18 protein-coding genes are annotated in these 20,189 nt (G+C 73.5%); 10 read left to right on the top strand and 8 right to left on the bottom strand.

The genetic code is table 11. The features are described from left to right. Positions 1 to 62 precede the first annotated feature (62 nt). The 3 genes from ACPYOM_RS10325 to ACPYOM_RS10315 are packed head-to-tail and all read right to left on the bottom strand — an operon-like array spanning position 63 to position 1,992. Complete coding sequence (locus ACPYOM_RS10325) at positions 63 to 695, bottom strand: cation efflux transmembrane domain-containing protein (RefSeq protein WP_481345859.1); 633 nt, start codon at positions 693 to 695, stop codon at positions 63 to 65. After that, positions 692 to 1,615, bottom strand: a complete 924-nt coding sequence (locus ACPYOM_RS10320) for a cation diffusion facilitator family transporter (protein ID WP_481341761.1) — start codon at positions 1,613 to 1,615, stop codon at positions 692 to 694. Before ACPYOM_RS10320 ends, ACPYOM_RS10325 begins: the two co-directional genes overlap by 4 nt. Beyond that, positions 1,612 to 1,992: an ArsR/SmtB family transcription factor gene (locus tag ACPYOM_RS10315; protein WP_481341760.1), complete on the bottom strand. Its 381-nt coding sequence runs from the start codon at positions 1,990 to 1,992 to the stop codon at positions 1,612 to 1,614. The genes ACPYOM_RS10320 and ACPYOM_RS10315 overlap by 4 nt, the downstream gene beginning before the upstream one ends. 88 nt (positions 1,993 to 2,080) lie before the next feature. Between ACPYOM_RS10315 and ACPYOM_RS10310 the strand changes: the two genes are divergently transcribed. From ACPYOM_RS10310 to ACPYOM_RS10300, 3 genes are all read left to right on the top strand, one after another. Beyond that, positions 2,081 to 3,067 (top strand): DUF389 domain-containing protein, encoded by a 987-nt coding sequence (locus ACPYOM_RS10310; RefSeq protein WP_481345858.1) that lies wholly within the window; start codon positions 2,081 to 2,083, stop codon positions 3,065 to 3,067. A 131-nt stretch (positions 3,068 to 3,198) separates the two neighbouring features. Further along, positions 3,199 to 7,290: a family 43 glycosylhydrolase gene (locus ACPYOM_RS10305; protein ID WP_481345857.1), complete on the top strand. Its 4,092-nt coding sequence runs from the start codon at positions 3,199 to 3,201 to the stop codon at positions 7,288 to 7,290. 231 nt (positions 7,291 to 7,521) lie between these two features. Continuing rightward, on the top strand, positions 7,522 to 8,967 hold the full coding sequence (locus tag ACPYOM_RS10300) for an HNH endonuclease signature motif containing protein (RefSeq protein ID WP_481345856.1): 1,446 nt from the start codon (positions 7,522 to 7,524) through the stop codon (positions 8,965 to 8,967). A 68-nt stretch (positions 8,968 to 9,035) separates the two neighbouring features. On the opposite strand, the gene ACPYOM_RS10295 is transcribed toward ACPYOM_RS10300, so the two are convergent. Then, complete coding sequence (locus ACPYOM_RS10295; protein WP_481345855.1) at positions 9,036 to 9,695, bottom strand: hypothetical protein; 660 nt, start codon at positions 9,693 to 9,695, stop codon at positions 9,036 to 9,038. A 135-nt stretch (positions 9,696 to 9,830) separates the two neighbouring features. Further along, positions 9,831 to 10,229 carry a DUF2237 family protein gene (locus tag ACPYOM_RS10290; protein ID WP_481341755.1) on the bottom strand — a complete coding sequence of 133 codons (399 nt, stop codon included), beginning with the start codon at positions 10,227 to 10,229 and terminating at the stop codon, positions 9,831 to 9,833. A 76-nt stretch (positions 10,230 to 10,305) separates the two neighbouring features. Between ACPYOM_RS10290 and ACPYOM_RS10285 the strand changes: the two genes are divergently transcribed. The 7 genes from ACPYOM_RS10285 to ACPYOM_RS10255 all read left to right on the top strand — a co-directional run bounded on the left by ACPYOM_RS10285 (position 10,306) and on the right by ACPYOM_RS10255 (position 17,142). Further along, the gene (locus ACPYOM_RS10285; RefSeq protein WP_481345854.1) at positions 10,306 to 10,767 is read left to right on the top strand and encodes a hypothetical protein; all 462 of its coding nucleotides are present in this window, start codon (positions 10,306 to 10,308) and stop codon (positions 10,765 to 10,767) included. A gap of 6 nt (positions 10,768 to 10,773) precedes the next feature. Continuing rightward, positions 10,774 to 11,184, top strand: a complete 411-nt coding sequence (locus tag ACPYOM_RS10280; RefSeq protein ID WP_481345853.1) for a TIGR03618 family F420-dependent PPOX class oxidoreductase — start codon at positions 10,774 to 10,776, stop codon at positions 11,182 to 11,184. Then, positions 11,181 to 13,358 carry a penicillin acylase family protein gene (locus tag ACPYOM_RS10275; protein WP_481345852.1) on the top strand — a complete coding sequence of 726 codons (2,178 nt, stop codon included), beginning with the start codon at positions 11,181 to 11,183 and terminating at the stop codon, positions 13,356 to 13,358. The genes ACPYOM_RS10280 and ACPYOM_RS10275 overlap by 4 nt, the downstream gene beginning before the upstream one ends. 141 nt (positions 13,359 to 13,499) lie before the next feature. Then, positions 13,500 to 14,675, top strand: a complete 1,176-nt coding sequence (locus ACPYOM_RS10270; protein ID WP_481345851.1) for a hypothetical protein — start codon at positions 13,500 to 13,502, stop codon at positions 14,673 to 14,675. Between the two features lie 126 nt (positions 14,676 to 14,801). Continuing rightward, complete coding sequence (locus tag ACPYOM_RS10265) at positions 14,802 to 15,227, top strand: hypothetical protein (protein ID WP_481345850.1); 426 nt, start codon at positions 14,802 to 14,804, stop codon at positions 15,225 to 15,227. A gap of 55 nt (positions 15,228 to 15,282) precedes the next feature. Next, positions 15,283 to 16,365, top strand: a complete 1,083-nt coding sequence (locus ACPYOM_RS10260) for a DNA polymerase IV (RefSeq protein WP_481341749.1) — start codon at positions 15,283 to 15,285, stop codon at positions 16,363 to 16,365. A 57-nt stretch (positions 16,366 to 16,422) separates the two neighbouring features. Further along, positions 16,423 to 17,142, top strand: coding sequence for a phosphatase PAP2 family protein (locus ACPYOM_RS10255; protein ID WP_481345849.1), 720 nt, complete (start codon positions 16,423 to 16,425; stop codon positions 17,140 to 17,142). A gap of 94 nt (positions 17,143 to 17,236) precedes the next feature. On the opposite strand, the gene ACPYOM_RS10250 is transcribed toward ACPYOM_RS10255, so the two are convergent. The 3 genes from ACPYOM_RS10250 to ACPYOM_RS10240 all read right to left on the bottom strand — a co-directional run bounded on the left by ACPYOM_RS10250 (position 17,237) and on the right by ACPYOM_RS10240 (position 20,127). Further along, positions 17,237 to 17,698, bottom strand: a complete 462-nt coding sequence (locus ACPYOM_RS10250) for an Hsp20/alpha crystallin family protein (protein ID WP_481341747.1) — start codon at positions 17,696 to 17,698, stop codon at positions 17,237 to 17,239. 228 nt (positions 17,699 to 17,926) lie between these two features. Next, a complete protein-coding gene (locus tag ACPYOM_RS10245; RefSeq protein WP_481341746.1) occupies positions 17,927 to 19,273 on the bottom strand; it encodes a sugar ABC transporter permease in 1,347 nt (448 codons plus the stop codon). Further along, positions 19,270 to 20,127 carry an ATP-binding cassette domain-containing protein gene (locus ACPYOM_RS10240; RefSeq protein WP_481341767.1) on the bottom strand — a complete coding sequence of 286 codons (858 nt, stop codon included), beginning with the start codon at positions 20,125 to 20,127 and terminating at the stop codon, positions 19,270 to 19,272. Before ACPYOM_RS10240 ends, ACPYOM_RS10245 begins: the two co-directional genes overlap by 4 nt. Positions 20,128 to 20,189: the final 62 nt, after the last annotated feature.

The following is a 20,189-nucleotide window of genomic DNA, read 5'->3' as shown; positions in this document are numbered from 1 at the left end:
TGGACCCCGCGCGGTCCCTCGTCAAGCGCTCCGCGCCGGGCGAGGACGACGAGCCGGACGCGTCAGCAGCACGGGTCGCCGCGCCAGCTCTGCACGCCCTCGCGCACGGCGACCGCCGCGATGACGAGCGCGGCGACGGCGTCGAGCCACCACCAGCCGAACGCGGCGTTGGCGAGCAGCCCGACGAGCAGCACCGCCGACAGGTACGTGCACAGCAGGGTCTGGGTGCCGTCGGCCACGACGGCGCCGGAGCCGAGCGCACGCCCGGTGCGACGCTGCCAGTGCGAGAGCACCGGCATGACCAGCAGCGACAGCGCCGCGAGGGCGATCCCGACGACCGACGCGTCGGGCTGCTCCCGCGTCACCAGGGCGCGCAGCGACTCGACGGTGACGTACGCGGCCAGGACGAGGAACGAGACGGCGATGACGCGTCTGGCCCGGTGCTCGCGCTCCTCCGGGACCGCGTGGCCGAACTGCCAGAGGATGACGAGACCGCTCATCACCTCGACGGTCGAGTCGAGCCCGAAGCCGATGAGGGCCGTCGAGTCGGCGACGCGTCCGGCGGCGACGGCCACGACGGCCTCGACGACGTTGTACGCGACCGACGTCGCGGCGAGCAGCCGGGCCCGTCGCGCCAGGACCGCCCGCCGGGACGGCGTCAGCAGCGAGAACACCTGGGGCGTCGGCGCGCTCACCAGTCGGCCCCGGTGCAGGCGGAGCGGTCGGTGGTCTCGACCTGGAGCGTGGCGTGCGCGATGTGGAACCGCTCGCGCAGCACGCCCCCGGCGGCTTCGAGCACCCGGGCGGACGGCTCGGAGGCGGTGGTGACGAGGTGCGCCGTGGCGACGTCCATGCCCGAGGTGAGGGTCCACACGTGCAGGTCGTGGACCTCGACGACGCCGGGGACGCCGGCAAGGGCATCGGCGAGGTCGTCCGGCGCGATGCCGGCCGGTGCGTGCTGCCCGAGCACGGCGACGACCTCGCGGCCCAGCCCGAGGGCGCGGACGGCGACGAACACGGCGATGGCGAGGGCGACACCGGTGTCCCACCAGGCGCTCCCGGTGACCCGCACGAGCAGCGCGGCCACGACCACACCGACCGACCCGACGGTGTCGGCGACGACCTCGAGGTAGGCGCCCTTGACGTTGAGGCTCTCGCCCGCCCCACCACGGAGCAGGAGGAGGGCGGCGGCGTTGAGGACGAGTCCGAGGAGGCCGACGACGAACATCGTCCCCGACGCGACGGAGGGCACGGTGCCGATGCGTCCGACCGCCTCCACGACGATGTAGACCGACACCCCGAGCATGAGCAGCACGGCCAGGCCGGAGGCGAACACCTCGGCGCGGTAGGAGCCGAAGGTGCGGCGCCCGGTCGTGTCGGCCCGTGCCGCGATGCGCGTCGCGACGAGGGCCGCTCCGAGGGTCACGACGTCGGCGGCCATGTGCCCGGCGTCGGACAGGAGTGCGAGCGAGCCGGAGACGAGGCCGGCGGCGAGCTCGACGACGAAGAAGGCGGCGACGAGGACGAACGCGACGGCGAGCCGCCACCGGTGGCGCCCGCCGGCGTGCCCGTGCGCGTGCCCGTGAGAGTGCCCGTGCGAGTGGTTGTGGCTCACCGGGCGACCCCGTCGTGGAGGGCGTGCTCGCGGGTGACGTCGAGCAGCAGCCGGACGTGGGCGTCGGAGAGGCGGTAGAAGACGTTGCGGCCCTCGCGCCGGCCGGTGACGACACCGGACGCGCGGAGCAGCCGGAGCGCCTGCGACACGGTCGCCTCCGCGGTGGTCGTCGCGGCGGCGAGGTCGCAGACGCACAGCTCGCCGGCTTCGAGGAGGGCGTAGAGGAGGCGGGCGCGCGTCGGGTCGCCGAGCAGCTTGAAGACGCTCGTGACCCGGGCGAGCTCGTCGGCGCCGGGCGCGTGCTCGGAGGCGAGCGCGACCTTCTCGGGGTGCACGCAGGGGGTGGTGCAGGCGTCCAGGCCGGCGACCGTCGACATGGAGTCGTCCTCTCATCTGACTGGATGTTCAGATGTCACTGTCGTGGACGGGGCCCGCCGGTGTCAACAGCGCGGCAGACTGGCGGCCATGCTGCGACTGACGGTGACGGTGCCGGCCGCCCTGACCGACGAGGTGACGGGCCTGCTCGCGGACTCGACCGCCGTGAGCACGCTCGTCGTGCACCGTGGCGCCGCGATCCGCCCGGCCGGTGACGTGGTCGAGGCCGACGTCGCGCGCGAAGGGGCCAACCACCTCGTCGACGCGCTCCGCGACCTCGGCGTCCACGAGGAGGGCTCGCTGCACGTCGAGCCGGTGCCCACGTGGATCTCGAGGGCGGGCTTCGAGGCCGACGAGACGACCCCGGGCAGCAGCGCCGACGCCGTCGTGTGGGCCGAGGTCGCCCAGCGCTCCTACGAGGACAGCGAGCTCAACTGGACGTTCCTGTCCTTCATGTCGCTCGCGACGCTCATCGCCGGCATCGCCATCGTCCTCGACAGCCAGATCCTCGTCATCGGCGCCATGGTGCTCGGCCCGGAGTTCGGCGCGGTCGCGGCCCTCGGTGTGGCGCTCGTGCGGCGCCGGGCCCTGTTGTTCGGGGTCGCCGCGCGGGCCCTCGTCGTCGGGTTCGCGGTGGCGATCGTCGTGACCTGCCTGGCCGGCCTGGTCGGGCGCGCCCTCGGGTGGGTCACGCTCGAGGACATCACCGGCGAGCGGCCGGCCACCGACTTCATCTACACGCCGGACCGGTGGTCGTTCATCGTCGCCGTGCTCGCCGCGGCGGCCGGCGTGCTCTCCCTCACCTCCGCGCGGGTCGGTGGCCTGAGCGGAGTCTTCATCTCGGTCACGACGATCCCGGCGGCCGGCAACGTCGGCCTCGGGCTGGCGTTCGGCGCGTGGGGCGAGGTGCGCGGCAGCGGCCTGCAGCTGGTCGTCAACCTCGTCGGGATGGCCCTGGCCGGCTGGCTGACGCTCGCCCTGCAGAGGGCCGTGTGGTCCCGCGTCCCGGCGCCGCGCTCGCACTCGCGGCTGAGCCGTCGGGTCCATGCGGACCCCCCGCGGCGGCGCGAGAGCTGAGGCCCGGGTAGCGGTCGGACGTGGGGTTGACAGCGCCCTCGGCCGTCCCTATGTTAACGCTCACATCGCGCGGTCGGACGCCCACGAGGACGGTCCGACGCGGTGACACCCGGACGCAGTGCCCTTCGCTCGTGGCTTCCCGCCGCGTGCCCGACAAGGAAGTCACCGGCATGTCCGACACGACGCTGCGCGGGTTCTCCCGGCGTCCCCTCGCGGTCCTCGCCACCCTGGCCCTGGCCCTCCCGCTGGCGGTCTCGACGGTCGTCGCCGCGGCCGCCCCGACCCGGGCCGCAGGTGCCGAGTCCTCGCTGGAGCAGGGCCTCGTCGTCCGGTACGCGCTCGACCAGACCTCCGGCACGACGGTGCCCGACGCGTCCGGCCACGGCCGCGACGCCACGGTCAGCGGCGACACCACGTGGCTCGGCACCGAGGGACTGGGCCTCGGCGGCACGAACGGCCACCTGCGCCTGCCCGACGACCTGATGAGCGGCCTCACGGCCATCACGGTGTCGACGCAGGTGTGGATCGACCCGGCACAGGCCACGCCGTACTTCGTCTGGGGCCTCGGCAACACCGCGAGCGGGGCCGGCAACGGTTACCTCTTCACGACCGGCAACGCCTACCGCACCTCGATCGCGAGCGGCAACTGGTCCACCGAGCAGACCGTCACGGCCGGCCGCAACGTCGACCGCGGCCAGTGGCGCACCCTGACGTACACGCTCGACGCCGGCACCGCCGTGCTGTACGAGGACGGCGTCGAGGTCGGGCGCAGGACCGGAGTCACCCTGACACCCGGATCGATCGGCGGCGGGACGACCACGGCCAACTACCTCGGCCGCTCGGTCTACACCGCGGACAGGTACCTCAAGGGCAAGGTGCGCGACTTCCGCGTCTACGACCGGGCCCTCACCGGCGACGAGGCGCGGCAGCTCGGCGCGCTGACCGCCTCGCTGCGCGTGGCCTCCGACGCCGCGGCTCTCGACCTCGGTGACACCTCGGCCGTCACCGACGACCTTCCGTTGTCGACGAAGGGTGCCGGCGGCTCGACCGTCGCCTGGGCCTCGAGCGACCCGGACGTCGTGGCCCCCGACGGAACGGTGATGCGTCCGGCCCCCGGCGCCGGGAACGCGACCGTCACGCTGACGGCCACCGTCTCGTACGCCGCGTCCTCGGCGACGAAGACGTTCACCGTCACGGTGCTGCAGGACATCACGGCGGAGCAGAAGGTCGCGAACGCCCTTGCGGCCGTGTCGATCCCGGATGCCATCGCCGTCCGCGGCAACGTCACGCTCCCGACGGCCGGAGCGCGCGGCGTCACCCTGTCGTGGACGACGAAGGACCCCGAGGTCGTCACGGCGACCGGTGAGGTGACGCGGCCGCCCTACGGCAGCAAGGCGGCCGCCGGTCGCCTCGTGGTCCGCGCCACGCTCGGCTCCGTGTCCGACACCCGCAACCTCACCCTGACCGTCCTGCCGCTGCCGAAGAAGGAGGCCCTCGAGGGCTACGCCTTCGCGTACTTCACCGGCGAGGGCACGGCCGACGGTGAGCAGATCTACATGGCGGCGAGCCGGGGCAACGACCCGCTCCACTGGGACGAGCTCAACGGTGGGCGGCCCGTCCTCACCTCGACCGAGGGCGAGGAGGGGGTCCGTGACCCCTTCGTCATCCGCAGCCCCGAGGGCGACCGCTTCTTCCTCATCGCGACCGACCTCAAGATCTACGGCAACGGTGACTGGGACCGCAGCCAGCGCACCGGCAGCCGCTACATCGAGGTGTGGGAGTCGACCGACCTCGTCAACTGGGGGCAGCAGCGTCACGTCCTCGTCTCGCCGAAGGAGGCCGGCAACACGTGGGCTCCCGAGGCGTACTACGACGACACCATCGGCGCCTACGTCGTCTTCTGGGCCTCCAAGCTCTACGCCGCGGACGACCCGCAGCACACCGGCAGCACGTACAACACGATGCAGTATGCGACGACCCGCGACTTCCGCACCTTCAGCGAGCCCAAGGTCTGGGTCGACCCCGGGTACTCGGTCATCGACTCCACGGTCATCAAGAACGGCGACACGTACTACCGGTTCACCAAGGACGAGCGGAACAACACCTCGTCGACGCCGTGCAGCAAGTTCATCCTCGAGCAGAGGTCGACGTCCTTGCGCTCGACCGACTGGGGCTTCGTCAAGGACTGCATCGGCAAGGCGACCGCGACGAGCCCGGGCATCAACCAGGGCGAGGGGCCGACGGTGTTCAAGTCGAACACCGAGGACAAGTGGTACGTCTTCATCGACGAGTTCGGCGGGCGCGGCTACGTCCCGTTCGAGACCACGGACCTGGATGCCGGCACCTTCACGATGTCGCAGGACTACCAGCTCCCGGGTCGGCCCCGACACGGCACCGTGCTGCCCGTGACGAAGGCCGAGCTCGAGCGGCTGCGGACCGGGCCGTCGCCCGCGCCGACGACGAGGAAGGGCGTCATCGCCGACTACCGCTTCGCCACGACGGCCGGGGGCACGGCGACCAGCGTCCCCGACGCGTCCGGCAACCAGCGCCCGGCGACGCTCAGGGGCGATGCGACGCGCACGACCGACGCGCTCCGGCTCGGCGGCACCGACGGCTACGTCGACCTGCCCGACAACCTCCTCGCCGGACTCGACGCCGTCACGGTGTCGACCCAGGTGTGGATCGACCCCAGCCAGCCGACGCCGTACTTCCTCTGGGGCCTCGGCAACACGCTGAACGGGTCCGGCACCGGGTACCTCTTCGCCACGGGCGACGCCTACCGCACGGCCATCGCTCCGGGGAACTGGTCGACGGAGCAGAACACGACGTCCGGACGCGACCTGCCGCGCGGTTCGTGGCACACCCTGACCTACACGCTCGCCGGCGGCACCGCGGTGCTCTACCTCGACGGGGCGCAGGTCGCCCGAACCACGAACGTCACGGTGACGCCGGGGCAGCTCGGGGACGGCGTGACGACGGCCGGCTACGTGGGTCGGTCCCTGTACTCGGGCGACCGCTACCTCAAGGGCCGGGTCCGGTCGTTCACCCTGTGGAACCGCGGCCTCTCGGCCGAGGAGGTGCTCGGGCTGCCGGGCAACGAGACCGCGATCGGGTCGGTGACGCTCGACGCGCTCAGGGTGCCGGCCATCATCGACTCCACCGCGGGCACCGTCACGCTGCCGGTGAAGCCGGGCGCCGACGTCCGCCACCTCGCGCCGACGTTCGGCGTGCCCGTCGAGGCGCGGGTGACGCCCGGCAACGGCTCCACCCAGGACTTCTCGACGCCCGTGACCTACACGGTGACCGGGGCCGACGGGACGACGCGGGCGTGGAAGGTCAGCGCGGTGGTCATGAACAGCCCGGTCCTGCCCGGCTACAACGCCGACCCGAACATCGTCCGGTTCGGGGAAACGTACTGGATCTACGCGACGACGGACGGCTTCGAGGGCTGGTCGAGCACGACGTTCACGACGTGGTCGAGCACGGACCTCGTCCACTGGACCGCGCACCCGGTCATCCTCGACCTCGGGCCGGACGTCACGTGGGCCGACGGCCGGGCCTGGGCACCGGCGGCGCTCGAGAAGGACGGCCGGTACTACCTCTACTTCTGTGCGGACGCGAAGATCGGTGTGGCCGTTGCGGACTCGCCCGCCGGGCCCTTCCGGGACGCCATCGGCAAGCCGCTCGTCGCGTCGAACCCGAACGGCGGCCAGGCCATCGACCCGGCGGTCTTCACCGACGACGACGGCCAGAGCTACCTCTACTGGGGCAACGGCAACGCGTACGTCGTGCCCCTGAACGCCGACCTGACCTCGTACGACCCGGCCAGGGTGGTCCGGCTCACCGGGCTCACCGACTTCCGCGAGGGCCTGTTCATGCACAAGCGGAACGGCACGTACTACCTGTCGTGGTCGATCGATGACACGCGCAGCGAGAACTACCGGGTCGGCTACGCGACGATGACGAGCCCCCTCGGGGCGGGCCTGGTCAACCGCGGGGTCATCCTGTCGAAGGACCCGTCGCTCGGCATCCTCGGCACCGGCCACCACTCGGTGGTCCAGGTGCCCGGCACCGACGACTGGTACATCGCCTACCACCGGTTCGCGATCCCCGGCGGCGACGGCATGCACCGCGAGGTGACCATCGACCGGCTCCGCTACAACCCGGACGGCACGATCGCCCCCGTCGTGCCGACCCTCGGGAGCGTCCCACCGCTGCGCTGACGGTGGTGACGTGACCCCACCGGTCGGCCCGCCTCCCCTCCAGCGGGCCGACCGAGTGGCCAGTGACATGCTGCGCCGGCCCGGCGGCGTGTCCCGGAACGGCGTCGTGCCGCCGCCGGGACACGGGGCATGTCGGACTCAGCTGAGCCACACCCTTTCGCGAGTACGACTGTGGGCGAACTCGCCCGTGGGCAACGGAGTTTCTCGTTCGAACACCTGTACGATAAACGTATGTCGCAGGCGGTGATCGAGCAGGACTGGGACCTCGTCGCGTCCCTGGCCGCCGACCTGCACGACGCCCACGCGCGCCTCGTCGAGGCCGTCGCCGCCGCGCTGGTCGAGGGGTGCTGGCAGGCGGCCGGGATCCGCTCTCCGGAGCACTGGCTCGTCGTGCGGGCCGGGCTCTCGCGCGGGCAGGCCGCCGCGGTCGTGCTGCTGGCCCGGCGGGCGGCCGAGCTGCCGGCCACCACCGCCTTGCTGCGCGAGGGCCGGATCAGCCTGGACCAGGCCGCGGTGGTGGCCCGGCACACCCCGGCCGCCTTCGACGAGACGGTCGCCGAGTTCGCCCGGCACGCGACGGTCCCGCAGCTGCAACGCACCGTCACCCGCTACGACTTCACCCTCGAACCTCGCCTCCTCGACGACGACGGCAACCTCCTGCCCGCCGAACGACCCACCGGTCCCGACGCCGGCGCCGAGCACGAGGCCGGGCCCGCGCGGCCGCAGCTCGTCGCCCCGGCGTCGTTGAGCATGGGAACCGGCCCCGACGGCCGGTTCCGGCTGCGGTACGAGGCGCCCGCCGAGGTCGGCGCGCTCGTGCGGGCCGCGCTCGCCGAGGCCAGGGACCACCTCTTCCGCGCCACCGGGCAGGACCCGGACCGGCACGAGGTCATCGAGGAGGTCATCGAGGGCGACCCGGCCGCCCATCCCGGCCCGCACCGGGTCACCTGGGCCGACGCGCTCGTCCTGCTCGCGACCCGCTCCCTCGAGTCCGGAACCGCCCCCACGCGCGCCCGACGCGCCCGCTACCGGGTCCAGGTCCACCTGGACACCGACGGCGGCTGGCTCACCGGCACCCCGCGCCTGCCCCGCCACATCGCCGACGGGCTCACGTGCGACGGCACCCTGACCCCGGTCTGGCAGACCGAGGGGCGCCCGGTCAACGTCGGCCGCAGCCAGCGGGTCGTGCCGCACCGGACCCGGGTCCTCGTGCTGGACCGCGACCGCGGCTGCCGCTTCCCCGGTTGCCGGGCCAGCACCGACATCCACCTCGAGGTCCACCACCTCACCCACTGGCGCGACGGTGGGCCCACCGACCTGGCCAACCTGCTGTGCCTGTGCACCTTCCACCACGACGGCCACCACCGCGGCGAGTACACCATCACCGGCGACCCCACCAAGGCGGACGGGCTCGACTTCGCCAGCCGGTACGGGCTGGCGATCGGGCCGCCGGCCCGGCCACCCCGAGCCGACCGACGACCCGCCACGCACCACAGGCCAACCGAACCCGCCGGGCCAGCCGAATCGGCCAAGGCATGGCGCCCGGGCCCACCACCGCACCCACGCCCACGCCCACAGCCGCGCCTCGGGCGCACCTACCCTGCCCCGACCGGCGGCACCCTGCACCTGCACCTCGTCGACTTCACCCCCACCCGCGCCGCCCCGGCACCGGGCTGACCCGACGAGACGGGTGCCAGGGCGAACTCGGCTCGCCGACGTACGCGCCGACGTGCGCCGAGGTCGGGTCAGGGGGTCGTCGGGGTCGGAGTCGGAGGAGGCGGCGGCGGGAGGACGTAGGTCGTCGACAGGGCGCCGTTGACGAGGGCGAGGAAGGTGCCCGTCTCCTGCCGGATGACGGCGTAGCGCGCCGCTGCCTGCGGTGACCCCGCCTCGGCCTCACGCGTGGCGGCGTCGGCGAAGAGCCGGAGCGAGGACAGCCGCGCGTAGTACGTCGGGGCGTCGAGGCCCGGTGGTGGAGCGCCCGCGGCGAGCACGGCGAAGTGGTGGGTCAGCGCGTCGAGGCGTACGGCGGCCTCGCTGCCGGCCAAGGGCATCCGGTCGAGCAGGCGGATGTCGCCGAGCAGCGCGGAGTACCCGGCCAGAGCCGTCGCCCGGTTGAACACCGTCGTGCGCGTCAGGGCAGGTCGCGGGAGCATCGTCACGGTCACGGTCGGGGTGGCTCGCACGGTGACCGTCGAGGTCACCGGCACCGTGGTGGTCCGCGTGACGGCCTGCGTCTGCGTCACGGTCACGCTCACGGTGGCGGTGCCGCCGGCTCCCTGCGGCGCGGCCTGGCTCAGCTCGACGGAGGGCTTGCCGGCGGTGCACCCGGTCAGCGACCCGGTCAACCCCGCTGCGAGTGCGGCTCCGAGCAGGCCGACGCGTGCGGCACGGACGTGGTGCACGGTCGCCTCCTCGGTCGTCGGCTCGGGCGGTCGGTGCCCGGTCCGACGATTGTCGTCACGGCGTCGCTCGTTCGGGCCGGAACGCGCGAAACGGGTTCGACCTCGCGCAGGCACGCGGCACCGGGTGCCGGCCGGTCAGAGCAACGAGCTGGGGTCGTCGGGGATGTCGGCGGCGTAGTCCTGGAGCAGCTGGAGCGGCACGATCTCGAGCGCCTTCTCGTGGGTCGCAGCGAGGAACACCGGCGCGGCCACACCGTCCTGCTGGGCCTGCAGCCACCGCGCGGCGACGACGCACCACCGGTCCCCGGGCGTCAGGCCCGGGAAGCGCCACTCGGGCCGTGGCGTCACGAGGTCGTTGCCGACGGAGCGCTGGTGGTCGAGGAACTCGCGGGTGGCGACGACGCAGATGGTGTGGCTGCCGCGGTCCTCGGGTCCGGTCGTGCACCAGCCGTCGCGGTAGAAGCCGGTCAGGGGGTCGGTGCCGCACGGTTCGAGGTCGCCGCCGAGCACGTTGCGCTCCCGCCGATCCGCCATGGCCTCAAGGTAGCGCGCCGTCCGGAACGGCGACGTCATCGGCGACCCGGGGCCGCCGCGTGGCTAGGCTGGGCCCATGCCGGCGATGCGCGACTGGGACGCCTACGAGCAGGACTACGTCGACGCGTGCCGTTCCCGCGTCGAGACGCAGGTGGCGATGTTCCGCGAGGTCGCCCAGGCGTCCCGCGACCACGGCGACGCCGACGTCGTGCTCCTCGAGGGCGCCCTGGAGTCGCTCGAGTCCGAGTACTTCAACAACATGGTCATCGTCCTCGAGCGCTACTTCGACCACCGGCTCCGGGCGCTCGAGGGCAGGGACGGCGGGGCGGTCCAGGAAGTGCGGGCCATCGTCCGCTCCCTGCTCGAGAACGGCGGCACGCTGGACGCGGAGGCCCGGCTCGCCTCCGATCCGGCCGGCTCGGTCCTCGGGCTCGCGCCGGGTGACCCCATCCGGCTGACGCTCGGGCAGTACGTGCGCCTCTCCGACGCGTTCTTCCGCGAGATCGAGAGCCGCTTCCCGCCGGGCGGGCAGGGCTGACGCGTCGTGCCCGGTCCACCGCTGCCCGACGAGGTCACCGCGTTCCTCGCCCGACCCAACCACGCCACCATGAGCACGGTGCGCCGTGACGGCCAGCCCGTGTCGGTCCCGACCTGGTACCTCTTCGAGGACGGTCAGGTCCTCGTCAACCTCGACGCGGGACGCACCCGGCTCGCTCACCTGCGCCGTGAGCCGCGGGTCGCCCTGAGCGCCATGGACCCCGACGACTGGATCACGCACGTCAGCGTCCAGGGCCACGTCGTCGAGCTCGTCGACGACGTCGACCTGCGCGACATCGACCGCATCGCGCGGCACTACACCGGGTCGCCGTACCGGGTGCGCGACCGAGCCCGGGTCACGGCCCGCATCGAGGTCGACCGCTGGCATGCGTGGGGCCGGCTCCGGGACGCCAGGTGAGGGAACGCGTCCGACGCGACCCCCTCGGGATCCCCCACCTGTGGGCCGACGACGTCATGGAGCTGGCTCGGGTACAGGGCCAGGTCACCGCCCTCGACCGTGCCTGGCAGGTGGAGCACCACCGGTGGCGCATGGAGGGACGTACCGCCGAGTACCTGGGCGCGGCAGGCGTGGACTGGGACCGGTTCGCACGACAGGTGCGGCTCGAGTGGACGGTCCGCCGCTGCTTCGAGAAGCTCGACGCCGAGACCCAGGAGTGGCTCTCGGCCTACGTCGACGGTGTGAACTCCACTCTCGCAGAAGGCCTTTCCGACTCCACCGAGATCCGGGCCCTCGGCCTCGAGGCCTACGCGGCCGCGCCCCGACCGTGGCAGCCGTGGACGCCCCTCGGCATCTTCTGGGGCATCCACCTGCTCTTCGGCACGTTCCCGTCGAAGCTGTTCAACGCCCACGTCGCCGAGCGGCTCGGCCCGCACGTCGTGCCGCTGCTGCGTACCGAGGGTTCCGACCGCTCGGGCAGCAACGCCTGGGTCGTCGCCGGGCACCGCACGGCCAGCGGGAAGCCGCTCGTCGCGGGTGACCCGCACCGGACCATCGAGCTGCCGGGGTGCTACCAGCAGGTCGGGCTCGCCTGCCCCGAGCTCGACGTCGTCGGCTTCACGTTCCCCGGCGTGCCCGGGGTCCAGCACTTCGCGCACACGGGCACGGTGGCGTGGGGCATCACCAACGCCATGGCCGACTACCAGGACCTCAGCACCGAGTCGCTGCGGGTCATCGGGCGTGACGCCGCCGGCGGACCCGTCGTCGAGGCACGCGGTGTCGAGGGCTGGGAGCCGGCCGAGGCGTCGACCGAGATCGTCCGCGTGCGGGGTGGCGACGACGTCGCCGTGCCCGTCGTCGTGACCCGACGCGGGCCGGTCGTCACCGGCGTGGAGGCGGCCCTCGAGGCGGCCCTCGAGGGCGGATCCGAGGCGAGGTCCGGCGAGCCACGGCGTCCGGCCACCACCCCGCCGGTGTACAGCCTGCGCACCCCGACGGGCGTCGAGCAGGACCTCGGCTTCTCGGCGCTGCTGCCCCTCCTGCGCGCCCGCACCGTCGAGGACGTCGAGGCGGCCCTCGCCCACTGGGTCGAGCCGGTCAACAGCGGCCTCGTCGCCGACGCGTCGGGACGCGTCCGCCACGTCGTCGCCGGACGGGTGCCCGACCGCGACCCCGCGGCCCTCGAGCTACCGCTGCCGGCGTGGGACCCGAGGCACGCGTGGCACGGCTACCGGACGCCTCCGGCCACCGACGTGGAGGACGTCATGGTGAGCGCCAACGACCGGGCGAGCGGTGGCGGCCTCGGCATCGACTACGCGACTCCCTTCCGCGCCGGCCGGATCCGTGAGCTCGTCGGGGACCGCACCGGTCTCACCGTCGAGGACTTCGCCGCGATCCACGTCGACACCCTCAACGGCCAGGTGGCCGCGATGCGTCCGCTCGTCGAGGCCGCCGTCGTGGAGGGCCGCGCCGCGGACGCCCGCGAGACCCTCCTCGCGTGGGACGGTCACAGCGACGTCGACAGCCACCCCGCGGCGCTCTTCGCCGCCTGGCGCACCGCGCTCGTCCGGTGGTTCGCCGAGCAGCCACCGCTGGCCGCGGTCTGCGAGCCGCTCGGCCACTCGCGCGTCTTCGCCGCGTGGACCAACCCGTTCGCCCAGCTCGGAGCCGGCTGGCACACCCTCGTCGAGGGCGCCGACGCGCTCGGCATCGACGTCCCGGCCGGCGTGGGCGTGGCGCTCGACCGCGCCGCTGCGTCGGTCGGGCCCGACGCCGTGTGGGGCGACCGGCACCGGCTCGACCCGTTCCACGCGCTCGACGGCCTCGCGAACCCCGAGGGCTCCGAGGGCCTCGCGCGCTCCGCGGGCCTCGCGGGGGTGCCGACGGTGACGCCCCATCCCGTCCCCGGCGACAAGGGGTGCGTCCTCGCCGCGGCGAGCGCCCCGGGTGTCACGGACCGCGCCTACGGCGGCCCCGTGGCGCGTTACGTCTGGGACCTCGCCGACCGCTCGGCCAGCCGGTGGGTCGTTCCGCTCGGTGCCTCCGGTGTGGAGGGCGACCCGCACTTCTGCGACCAGACGGAGGCCTGGCTCGCGGGTCGCCTCTACCGCGTGCACGACCGGGACGACGCCTGACCCGCCACACTTGACCATTCTTTTACCTTTTACGGGATATATCCTGACTTTCCCCGTACGCTCGTCCTGACGGACCGGGTGGGACGGTCCGCGGTGGTCGGGTCGAGGGTCCCGACCGTGAGGGGTGGAGGGGGTCCGGACGTGTCCTGGACGATGACGATTCCCGGTTTCGCACTCGATGCCGCGCTCGACCGTGCCTTGGTCCCGGTCGGGGTCGCCGGCGGCGAACGCCTCCTGCCCGACCCTGAGTGGCCGGTGCCGCCCCGCGGCTGGCACCTCTGGGCCGCGGCGCTCCCCGACCCCGGCTCGCGCCGCTCGCCGTCGGACGCCGCGTCCCGCGAGCCCGGCCACGGCGAGGTCGACGTCACCGGTGACGACGAGACGCGCCCCTTCGTCGAGGCCGACGACACGGCCTTCACCCTCCCGTCGCGTCCCGCGCACGCACCTCGCGACAGGGTCGACCTGCTCGGGGGCCGTGGCCGCCGCCTGCCCGAGGGCTCCGGTCTCGGCTTCACGCTCATGGCCGCCCTCGTCGTCCTCGGCACGCTCATCGGCGGACCCACCGGCGGCCTCGTGGTCCTCGGCGTCTCGACGCTCCTCGCCGCCTCCGCAGCGATCGTCCTCGGCCGACTGACGCTGCACCACGTCGGTGGCGCGCGCGGTGGCGGTGTGCTGCTCGTCGTCGCGGCCTGCGCCCTCATCGTCGGCTCCCTCGATGCGGCGGCCCGCCGGCTGGACGCCCCGCAGCACGACGTCTCCGTCCCCGTCCCTGTCTCCTCGCCCGCGGCCTCCGACCTCGTGTCGACGCCGACGGCCTCGACGGCGGTGACGGGGTCGACGCACCGCGAGAGCACCGAACTGGGCACCGAGCTGACCACCGAGCTGGGCATCGTCCCGTCGGTCACCGGGACGCTCCTGCCGCACGACGCGCCTCCGTCCGCGTCGATGCCGTCCGACCGACGGGCCACGCCGGCCACAGCGGCCGCGCGGGCCGCGGATGTCGCGGGCGGCGGGGCCACCCGGGCTCGTCCCTCGTCGGCGCCGGTCGCGCCGTCCCTGCCAGTGCTGCCGACAGACGCGTTCGCCCCCCGGCTGCCGGCCCTCGACGGCCTCGCCACGCCCCTCGAGCCCCTCGAGCCGCTCGCGTCGAAGCCGGTCGGCGGCGTGGGTAACGCGGCGAAGAACACCGTGCAGCAGCGCGCGAACCACGGTGCGGAGGTCCTCGTGGAGAACCTGTCGGGGAACGCCGCCGGGCTCGGGGCGGCGACCGCCAGGCCCGCCGCCGGCGACGTCCTGGCCGCGCACCCGGCCCGCTGACCGGACCGCAGGCCGGAGCACAGACCGCAGCTCGGACTGCAGCACAGGCCGGCCCCGGTAGGCGGCATCGGTGTGCCGCATGCGGAGCCGCCTCTCGTGCCGGTCGCGCTGTGCGAGAGTGACCCCGTGAGCACAACGACGCGGCGCTCGGCTGCCCTCTGGCTCGTCGGCGCCGCCCTCGTGGGTGCCGCTGCGGCCGTCCTCCACGTCCTGCGATCCGACTTCGGCGGCGGCCACGCGAGCCCGGGCCTCGCGGTGTCGGCCTACCTCGTCACCGGCCTCGCCGCCCTGATGCTCTACCACGGCATCGTCGTCGCGGCCCGGGCCCAGGACGCGGCGGCCCCCCGCGCGATCGAGGACGAGGTCGAGCCCTGGCCGCGCCCGGGCGACCCGTCCGACGGCACCGCGCTCGACCGCGACCGCGTCGACCCGGTGGACCCGGTGGACCCCCTCGACCCCCTCGACCACCCCGACGCCGCGACCACCCCGCCGGCGGTCGAGACGCACGAGGTCTACACCTTCCGGCGCGGCAAGCGCATCGGGCACGGCTGACGTCGTCGAGGCTGCTCGTCCGGCTGCGGTCGGTGGGCGCGGGCACAATGGCGACATGACCGACGGCGCCACCCGCTGGGTGCTCCACGTCGACCTCGACCAGTTCATCGCGGCGGTCGAGGTGCTGCGACGCCCCGAGCTCGCCGGCCGGCCGGTCATCGTCGGCGGCCGTGGCGACCCCACGGAGCGGGCCGTCGTCTCGACGGCCAGCTACGAGGCACGCCGGTACGGCGTGGGGTCGGGCATGGCGCTGCGGATCGCGGCGCGCAAGGTGCCCGACGCCGTCATCCTGCCGGTCGACGCCGAGGCCTACACCGAGGCTTCCGGACGGGTCATGGACGCGCTGCGCTCGCTCGGGGTCGTTGTCGAGGTCCTCGGCTGGGACGAGGCGTTCCTCGGGGTCGAGACCGACGATCCCGAGGCGTTCGCCGGCCTGGTGCGCCAGACCGTGCTCGAGGCCACCGAGCTGCACTGCTCCGTCGGCATCGGCGACAACAAGGTGCGGGCCAAGATCGCGACCGGGTTCGGCAAGCCACGCGGCGTCTTCCGCCTCACGAGGGACAACTGGTTCGAGGTCATGGGGGACCGGCCGGTCATCGACCTGTGGGGCGTCGGGTCGCGGGTGTCGAAGCGGCTCGCCGCGCTCGGCCTCGACACGGTGCGCTCCCTGGCCGAGGCCGACGAGTCCGCCCTCGTCGGCGAGTTCGGCCCGCGCATGGGGGTCTGGTACCACCAGCTCGGCCGCGGCCTGGGGTCCGCGGTCGTCGACGACAGCCCATGGGTCGCCCGAGGCCACAGCCGCGAGACGACGTACCAGCAGAACCTGACGACGCCGGCCGAGGTGCAGGAGGCCGTCCGCGTGCTCGCCGCCCAGGTGTTCGCGGACACCGTCAAGGAGGGGCGACCGGTCTTCCGGGTCACCCTCAAGGTGCGGTATGCACCGTTCTTCACGCAGACGAAGGCCCGCAAGCTGGCGGCCCCGACGACCGACGTCGCCGACGTCGTCGCGGCCGCCGTCGAGCTCGCCGGTCGCCTCGACCCGGACCGCGAGGTGCGCCTGCTGGGGGTCCGGGCCGAGCTGGTCATGCCCGAGGAGGGCGACCCCGTCGAACGCACGCCGATCCGCGGTCGCCTCTGACGCCGCGCGACGAGCAGTGGCAGGACGCTGTCAGGTTCGTGGCCTACGGTCGTGCGCATGTCTTTGCGCGCGAGCAGCCCTGCCGAGGCCGGACGCCGGGTGGGCGGGTCGCGCCTGCTGCTGGCGGTCGTCGGCTGCGCGGTCGTCGTGGCGCTGCTCGCGGTCGTCCGCGACCCGCTCTACACGTGGACGGCTCACCTCGGTGACTCGCTGCCCGGCCCGGTCGGTGCCCTCGTGGAGGTCGCGGGCGAGCTCGGCATCCTCGTGCTCCTCAGCGCGGCCGGTCTGCTGGCCTGGCGCGCGCGGTCACGGGGGCTCGAGCACGTCGCCGTCGCGGTCGGCGCAGGCCTCAGCGTCGTCGGGGCGTACGCGCTGAGCGAGCTGGTCAAGGCCGTCGTCCGGGAGGAACGACCCTGCCGCACCCTCGCGGTGCACCCGCTCGCGGCCTGCCCAGCGGTGGGCGACTACTCGTGGCCGAGCAACCACGCCGTCATCGCCGCGGCGCTCGCGACGGCCGTCGTCGTCATGGTGCCCGTGTGGTGGCGGTTCGCCGCCCCCGTCGCCCTCACCGTCGCCGTCGCGCGGGTCCTGACCGGGGCGCACTACTGGCACGACGTCGTGACGGGCCTGGCCGTGGGCGTCCTCGTCGTGTGGTTCGCCACCTGGGCGCTCGTGCCCTGGCTGCACGATCGCCTCGAGGCCTGGGTCACGGCCTCGGCCCCCGACCCGGTGCGTCGTCTCGTCGGGGCGCCGGTGCACGACCGGGCCGACGCCTGAGGGTCCCGTGCGAGGCGTCCGGCTCGGCGGCGCGGCCGCAGGCAGGCGATGGCCCCGGGCGGCCGTCCACCCGGGGCCTCGTGCGTCGTGATGGTCAGCTCTCGGAGTCGGAGGACCCGCCCGACTCGATCGACTGGGTGCCACCGCCGTGCGAGACGGAGATCTTGCGCGGCTTGGCCTCCTCCGCGACCGGGATCACCAGGGTGAGGACGCCGTCACGGTAGTCCGCCTCGATGCGGTCGAGCGCGAGCCCGCGACCGAGCGACAGCTGGCGGGCGAAGGTGCCCGTCGGGCGCTCCCGCGAGAGCCACTGCGCGCCCTCGACCTCGGGGGCCGGGCGCTCGGCCCGGACCGTGAGGGTGCGGTCCTCGACATCGATGTCGATGCTCGAGGGGTCGACGCCCGGCAGGTCGATGCGGGCCACGAAGTTCTCGCCGGACCGGTAGAGGTCCATCGGCATGACGGCGCCGGCACTCGAGCGCAGGCCGTCGGTGAAGAGACGGTCGAACGTGCGGTCGAAAGTGCTGCGGAACGGGTCGAAGGTGGTGGTGCTCATGTCAGTTCTCCTCGATGAACGGTGGCCGTATCTGATGGGCCAACGGTGACCTTTCTTGAGTGGTAACCGCTCAACTTCGTGCTGTGTTCCCGAGGATACGACGGGTTCCGCGCCAGCTCAAGAGGGCCCCGACGGCAGAGGGCCCGGCGGTGGTCTCCCACCTCCGGGCCCTCCTCCCGTCCCCGCCGACCGACCGTCGGCGAAGGTCCCTGGCGTGCCTGCGCGGCGTCAGGCGCGCCCGTGGGCCGCCCGGCTGCGCCGGCTCAGCGCATCCACCGTCACGGCGAGGAGCAGGACCGCGCCGGTGATCATGTACCGCTCCGGGGAGCCGAGGTTGATGAGCGCGAGGCCGTTGCTGATCGACTGGATGACGAGGATGCCGAGCAGTGCCGCGTAGGCCGAGCCGCGCCCGCCGAAGAGGCTCGTCCCGCCGATGACCGCGGCCGCGATGGCGTTGAGATTGGTGTCGGCGCCCCCGCTGCTCTGGTTGGCCGCCGCGAGGCGGGCCGCCGCGAAGATGCCGCCGAGGGCCGCGAACGTCGAGCACAGCGCGAAGACGGTGAGGTAGGTGCGCCGCACGTCGATGCCGGCCCGACGGGCGGCCTCGACGTTGCCGCCGACCGCCATGACCGAGCGCCCCCAGCTCGTGCGCCGGATCGCGAAGTCCATGACGACGACCAACGCGAGGAACACGAGGAACATGACCGACACGCCGCGGTCCTGGTTGAGCACCGCGATGGGCGCGAGCAGGACGACCGCGAGGAAGGCGGCGCGGGCCACGACGAAGCCCACCGGCGTCGTCGACAGGCCGGCCGCGTCTCGCCGGGCGTTCGCGCGCAGCCTGCTCGCGGCGTAGGCCGCCACCACGAGCGCGGCCAGGACGTAGGCGACGACCGGCGGCAGGAAGGTCTGCTGGGCGAAGGTGACCAGTCCGGACTGGAAGGGCAGGTTGATCGAGCCGGTCTCGCCGAGGACCTTCAGCTGCAGCCCGAGGAAGCCGAGCAGACCGGCCAGGGTGATGACGAAGCTCGGCACCCCGAAGCGGGTGTAGACCGCGCCGTAGGCCAGGCCGATGACGGTGCCCGCGAGGATCGCCGCGACGATCGCGACGAGCGCCGGCCAGCCGCGCTCGACGGTCCCCACCGCCACGATCGCCGCCGCGAGGCCGCTGATCGAGCCGACGGACAGGTCGATCTCGCCGAGCAGCAGCACGAGGACGATGCCGATCGAGATCGTGCCGATCGCCGCGCTCTGGAGGGTCAGGTTGACGAGGTTGCGCGGGGACAGGAACGCGTCGTTGAGGCTCTGGAAGACCACCCAGATGATGACGAGGCCGACGACGACCGGTAGCGCGCCGAGGTCACCGCTGCGCAGCCTCGCGAAGAAGGCCCGGGCGGCACCTGCCACGCCGGCCTCGGCGATGAGCCGTTCGTCCTGCAGGTCGGCGGGCAGGGCGGCGGCCCGGGCGGCCGGTTGGGCCGGCGTCGCGTGGGCGGCATCCTCGGCCCGAGCGGCGAGGCCGGCGCCTGCCGGTGCGGTCGAGTCCCGCGTGGGGTCGGGGGTCGTCGTGCTCATGACTGCTCCTGCGGCTCGGGCTGCTCGGTGTGCTGGTCGGGCTCGGGGTGCCCGGCATGGGCCCGTCGCGAGGCGCGCTCGGACACCGCGTTGGTCGTGGCGCCCGTGATCGCGGCGATGATCTCCTGCACGCTCGTGCGGCTGACGTCGAACGTGCCGTTGTTGCGTCCGAGGCGCAGCACCGTGACACGGTCCGCGACGGCCATGACGTCGCTCATGTTGTGGCTGATGAGAATGACGCCGAGGCCGTTCTCGCGCAGGCGCTCGACGAGGTTGAGCACCTCGGCGGTCTGGGCGACGCCGAGGGCCGCGGTCGGCTCGTCGAGCATGACGACCTTCGGGTCGCCGAGCAGCGAGCGGGCGATCGCGACCGTCTGGCGCTGGCCGCCCGAGAGGCTCGCGACGGGGATGCGGACCGAGGGGATCCGCGCCGAGAGCTGGCGCAGCAGGCGCCAGCTCTCCTTCTCCATCGTCACCTCGTCGAGGGCCCGACCGCTGTGCAGCTCGCGGCCGAGGAACAGGTTCGCGACGACGTCGAGGTTGTCGCAGAGGGCGAGGTCCTGGAACACCGTCGCGATGCCGAGGCGCTGGGCCTCCGCCGGGGACGTGACGCTCGCCGGCGCGCCGGCGAACTCCATGGTGCCGGCATCGGGGGTGTAGACCCCGGCGATCGTCTTGACGAGGGTCGACTTGCCGGCGCCGTTGTCGCCGACGAGGGCGACGACCTCGCCCGGGTGGACGTCGAAGTCGATGTTCGACAGGGCCTGGACCGCGCCGAAGCGTTTGGAGATGCCGCGCAGCGAGAGCACGGCCGTCTGCGTCGGTGCAGGAGGCGGCGAGATGGTGGCGGTCATGGCCGTCCTTCGGTCGGTGAGGGATCTGTCTCTTATACACATCTGACGCTGCCGACGACGGA

It is taken from the genome of Monashia sp. HAY1-2A (genome assembly GCF_056755315.1).
The sequence above is the reverse complement of the archived record's forward strand: the minus strand, read 5'-3'. Positions and strand labels throughout refer to the sequence as shown.

Excerpts from the sequence above, each read along its gene's own strand:
- ACPYOM_RS10250 (WP_481341747.1), bottom strand. The coding sequence starts at position 17,698 with ATGAGCACCACCACCTTCGACCCGTTCCGCAGCACTTTCGACCGCACG.
- ACPYOM_RS10260 (WP_481341749.1), top strand. The coding sequence starts at position 15,283 with ATGACCGACGGCGCCACCCGCTGGGTGCTCCACGTCGACCTCGACCAG.
- ACPYOM_RS10290 (WP_481341755.1), bottom strand. The coding sequence starts at position 10,229 with ATGGCGGATCGGCGGGAGCGCAACGTGCTCGGCGGCGACCTCGAACCG.
- ACPYOM_RS10315 (WP_481341760.1), bottom strand. The coding sequence starts at position 1,992 with ATGTCGACGGTCGCCGGCCTGGACGCCTGCACCACCCCCTGCGTGCAC.
- ACPYOM_RS10285 (WP_481345854.1), top strand. The coding sequence starts at position 10,306 with ATGCCGGCGATGCGCGACTGGGACGCCTACGAGCAGGACTACGTCGAC.
- ACPYOM_RS10310 (WP_481345858.1), top strand. The coding sequence starts at position 2,081 with ATGCTGCGACTGACGGTGACGGTGCCGGCCGCCCTGACCGACGAGGTG.
- ACPYOM_RS10255 (WP_481345849.1), top strand. The coding sequence starts at position 16,423 with ATGTCTTTGCGCGCGAGCAGCCCTGCCGAGGCCGGACGCCGGGTGGGC.
- ACPYOM_RS10300 (WP_481345856.1), top strand. The coding sequence starts at position 7,522 with ATGTCGCAGGCGGTGATCGAGCAGGACTGGGACCTCGTCGCGTCCCTG.
- ACPYOM_RS10240 (WP_481341767.1), bottom strand. The coding sequence starts at position 20,127 with ATGACCGCCACCATCTCGCCGCCTCCTGCACCGACGCAGACGGCCGTG.
- ACPYOM_RS10245 (WP_481341746.1), bottom strand. The coding sequence starts at position 19,273 with ATGAGCACGACGACCCCCGACCCCACGCGGGACTCGACCGCACCGGCA.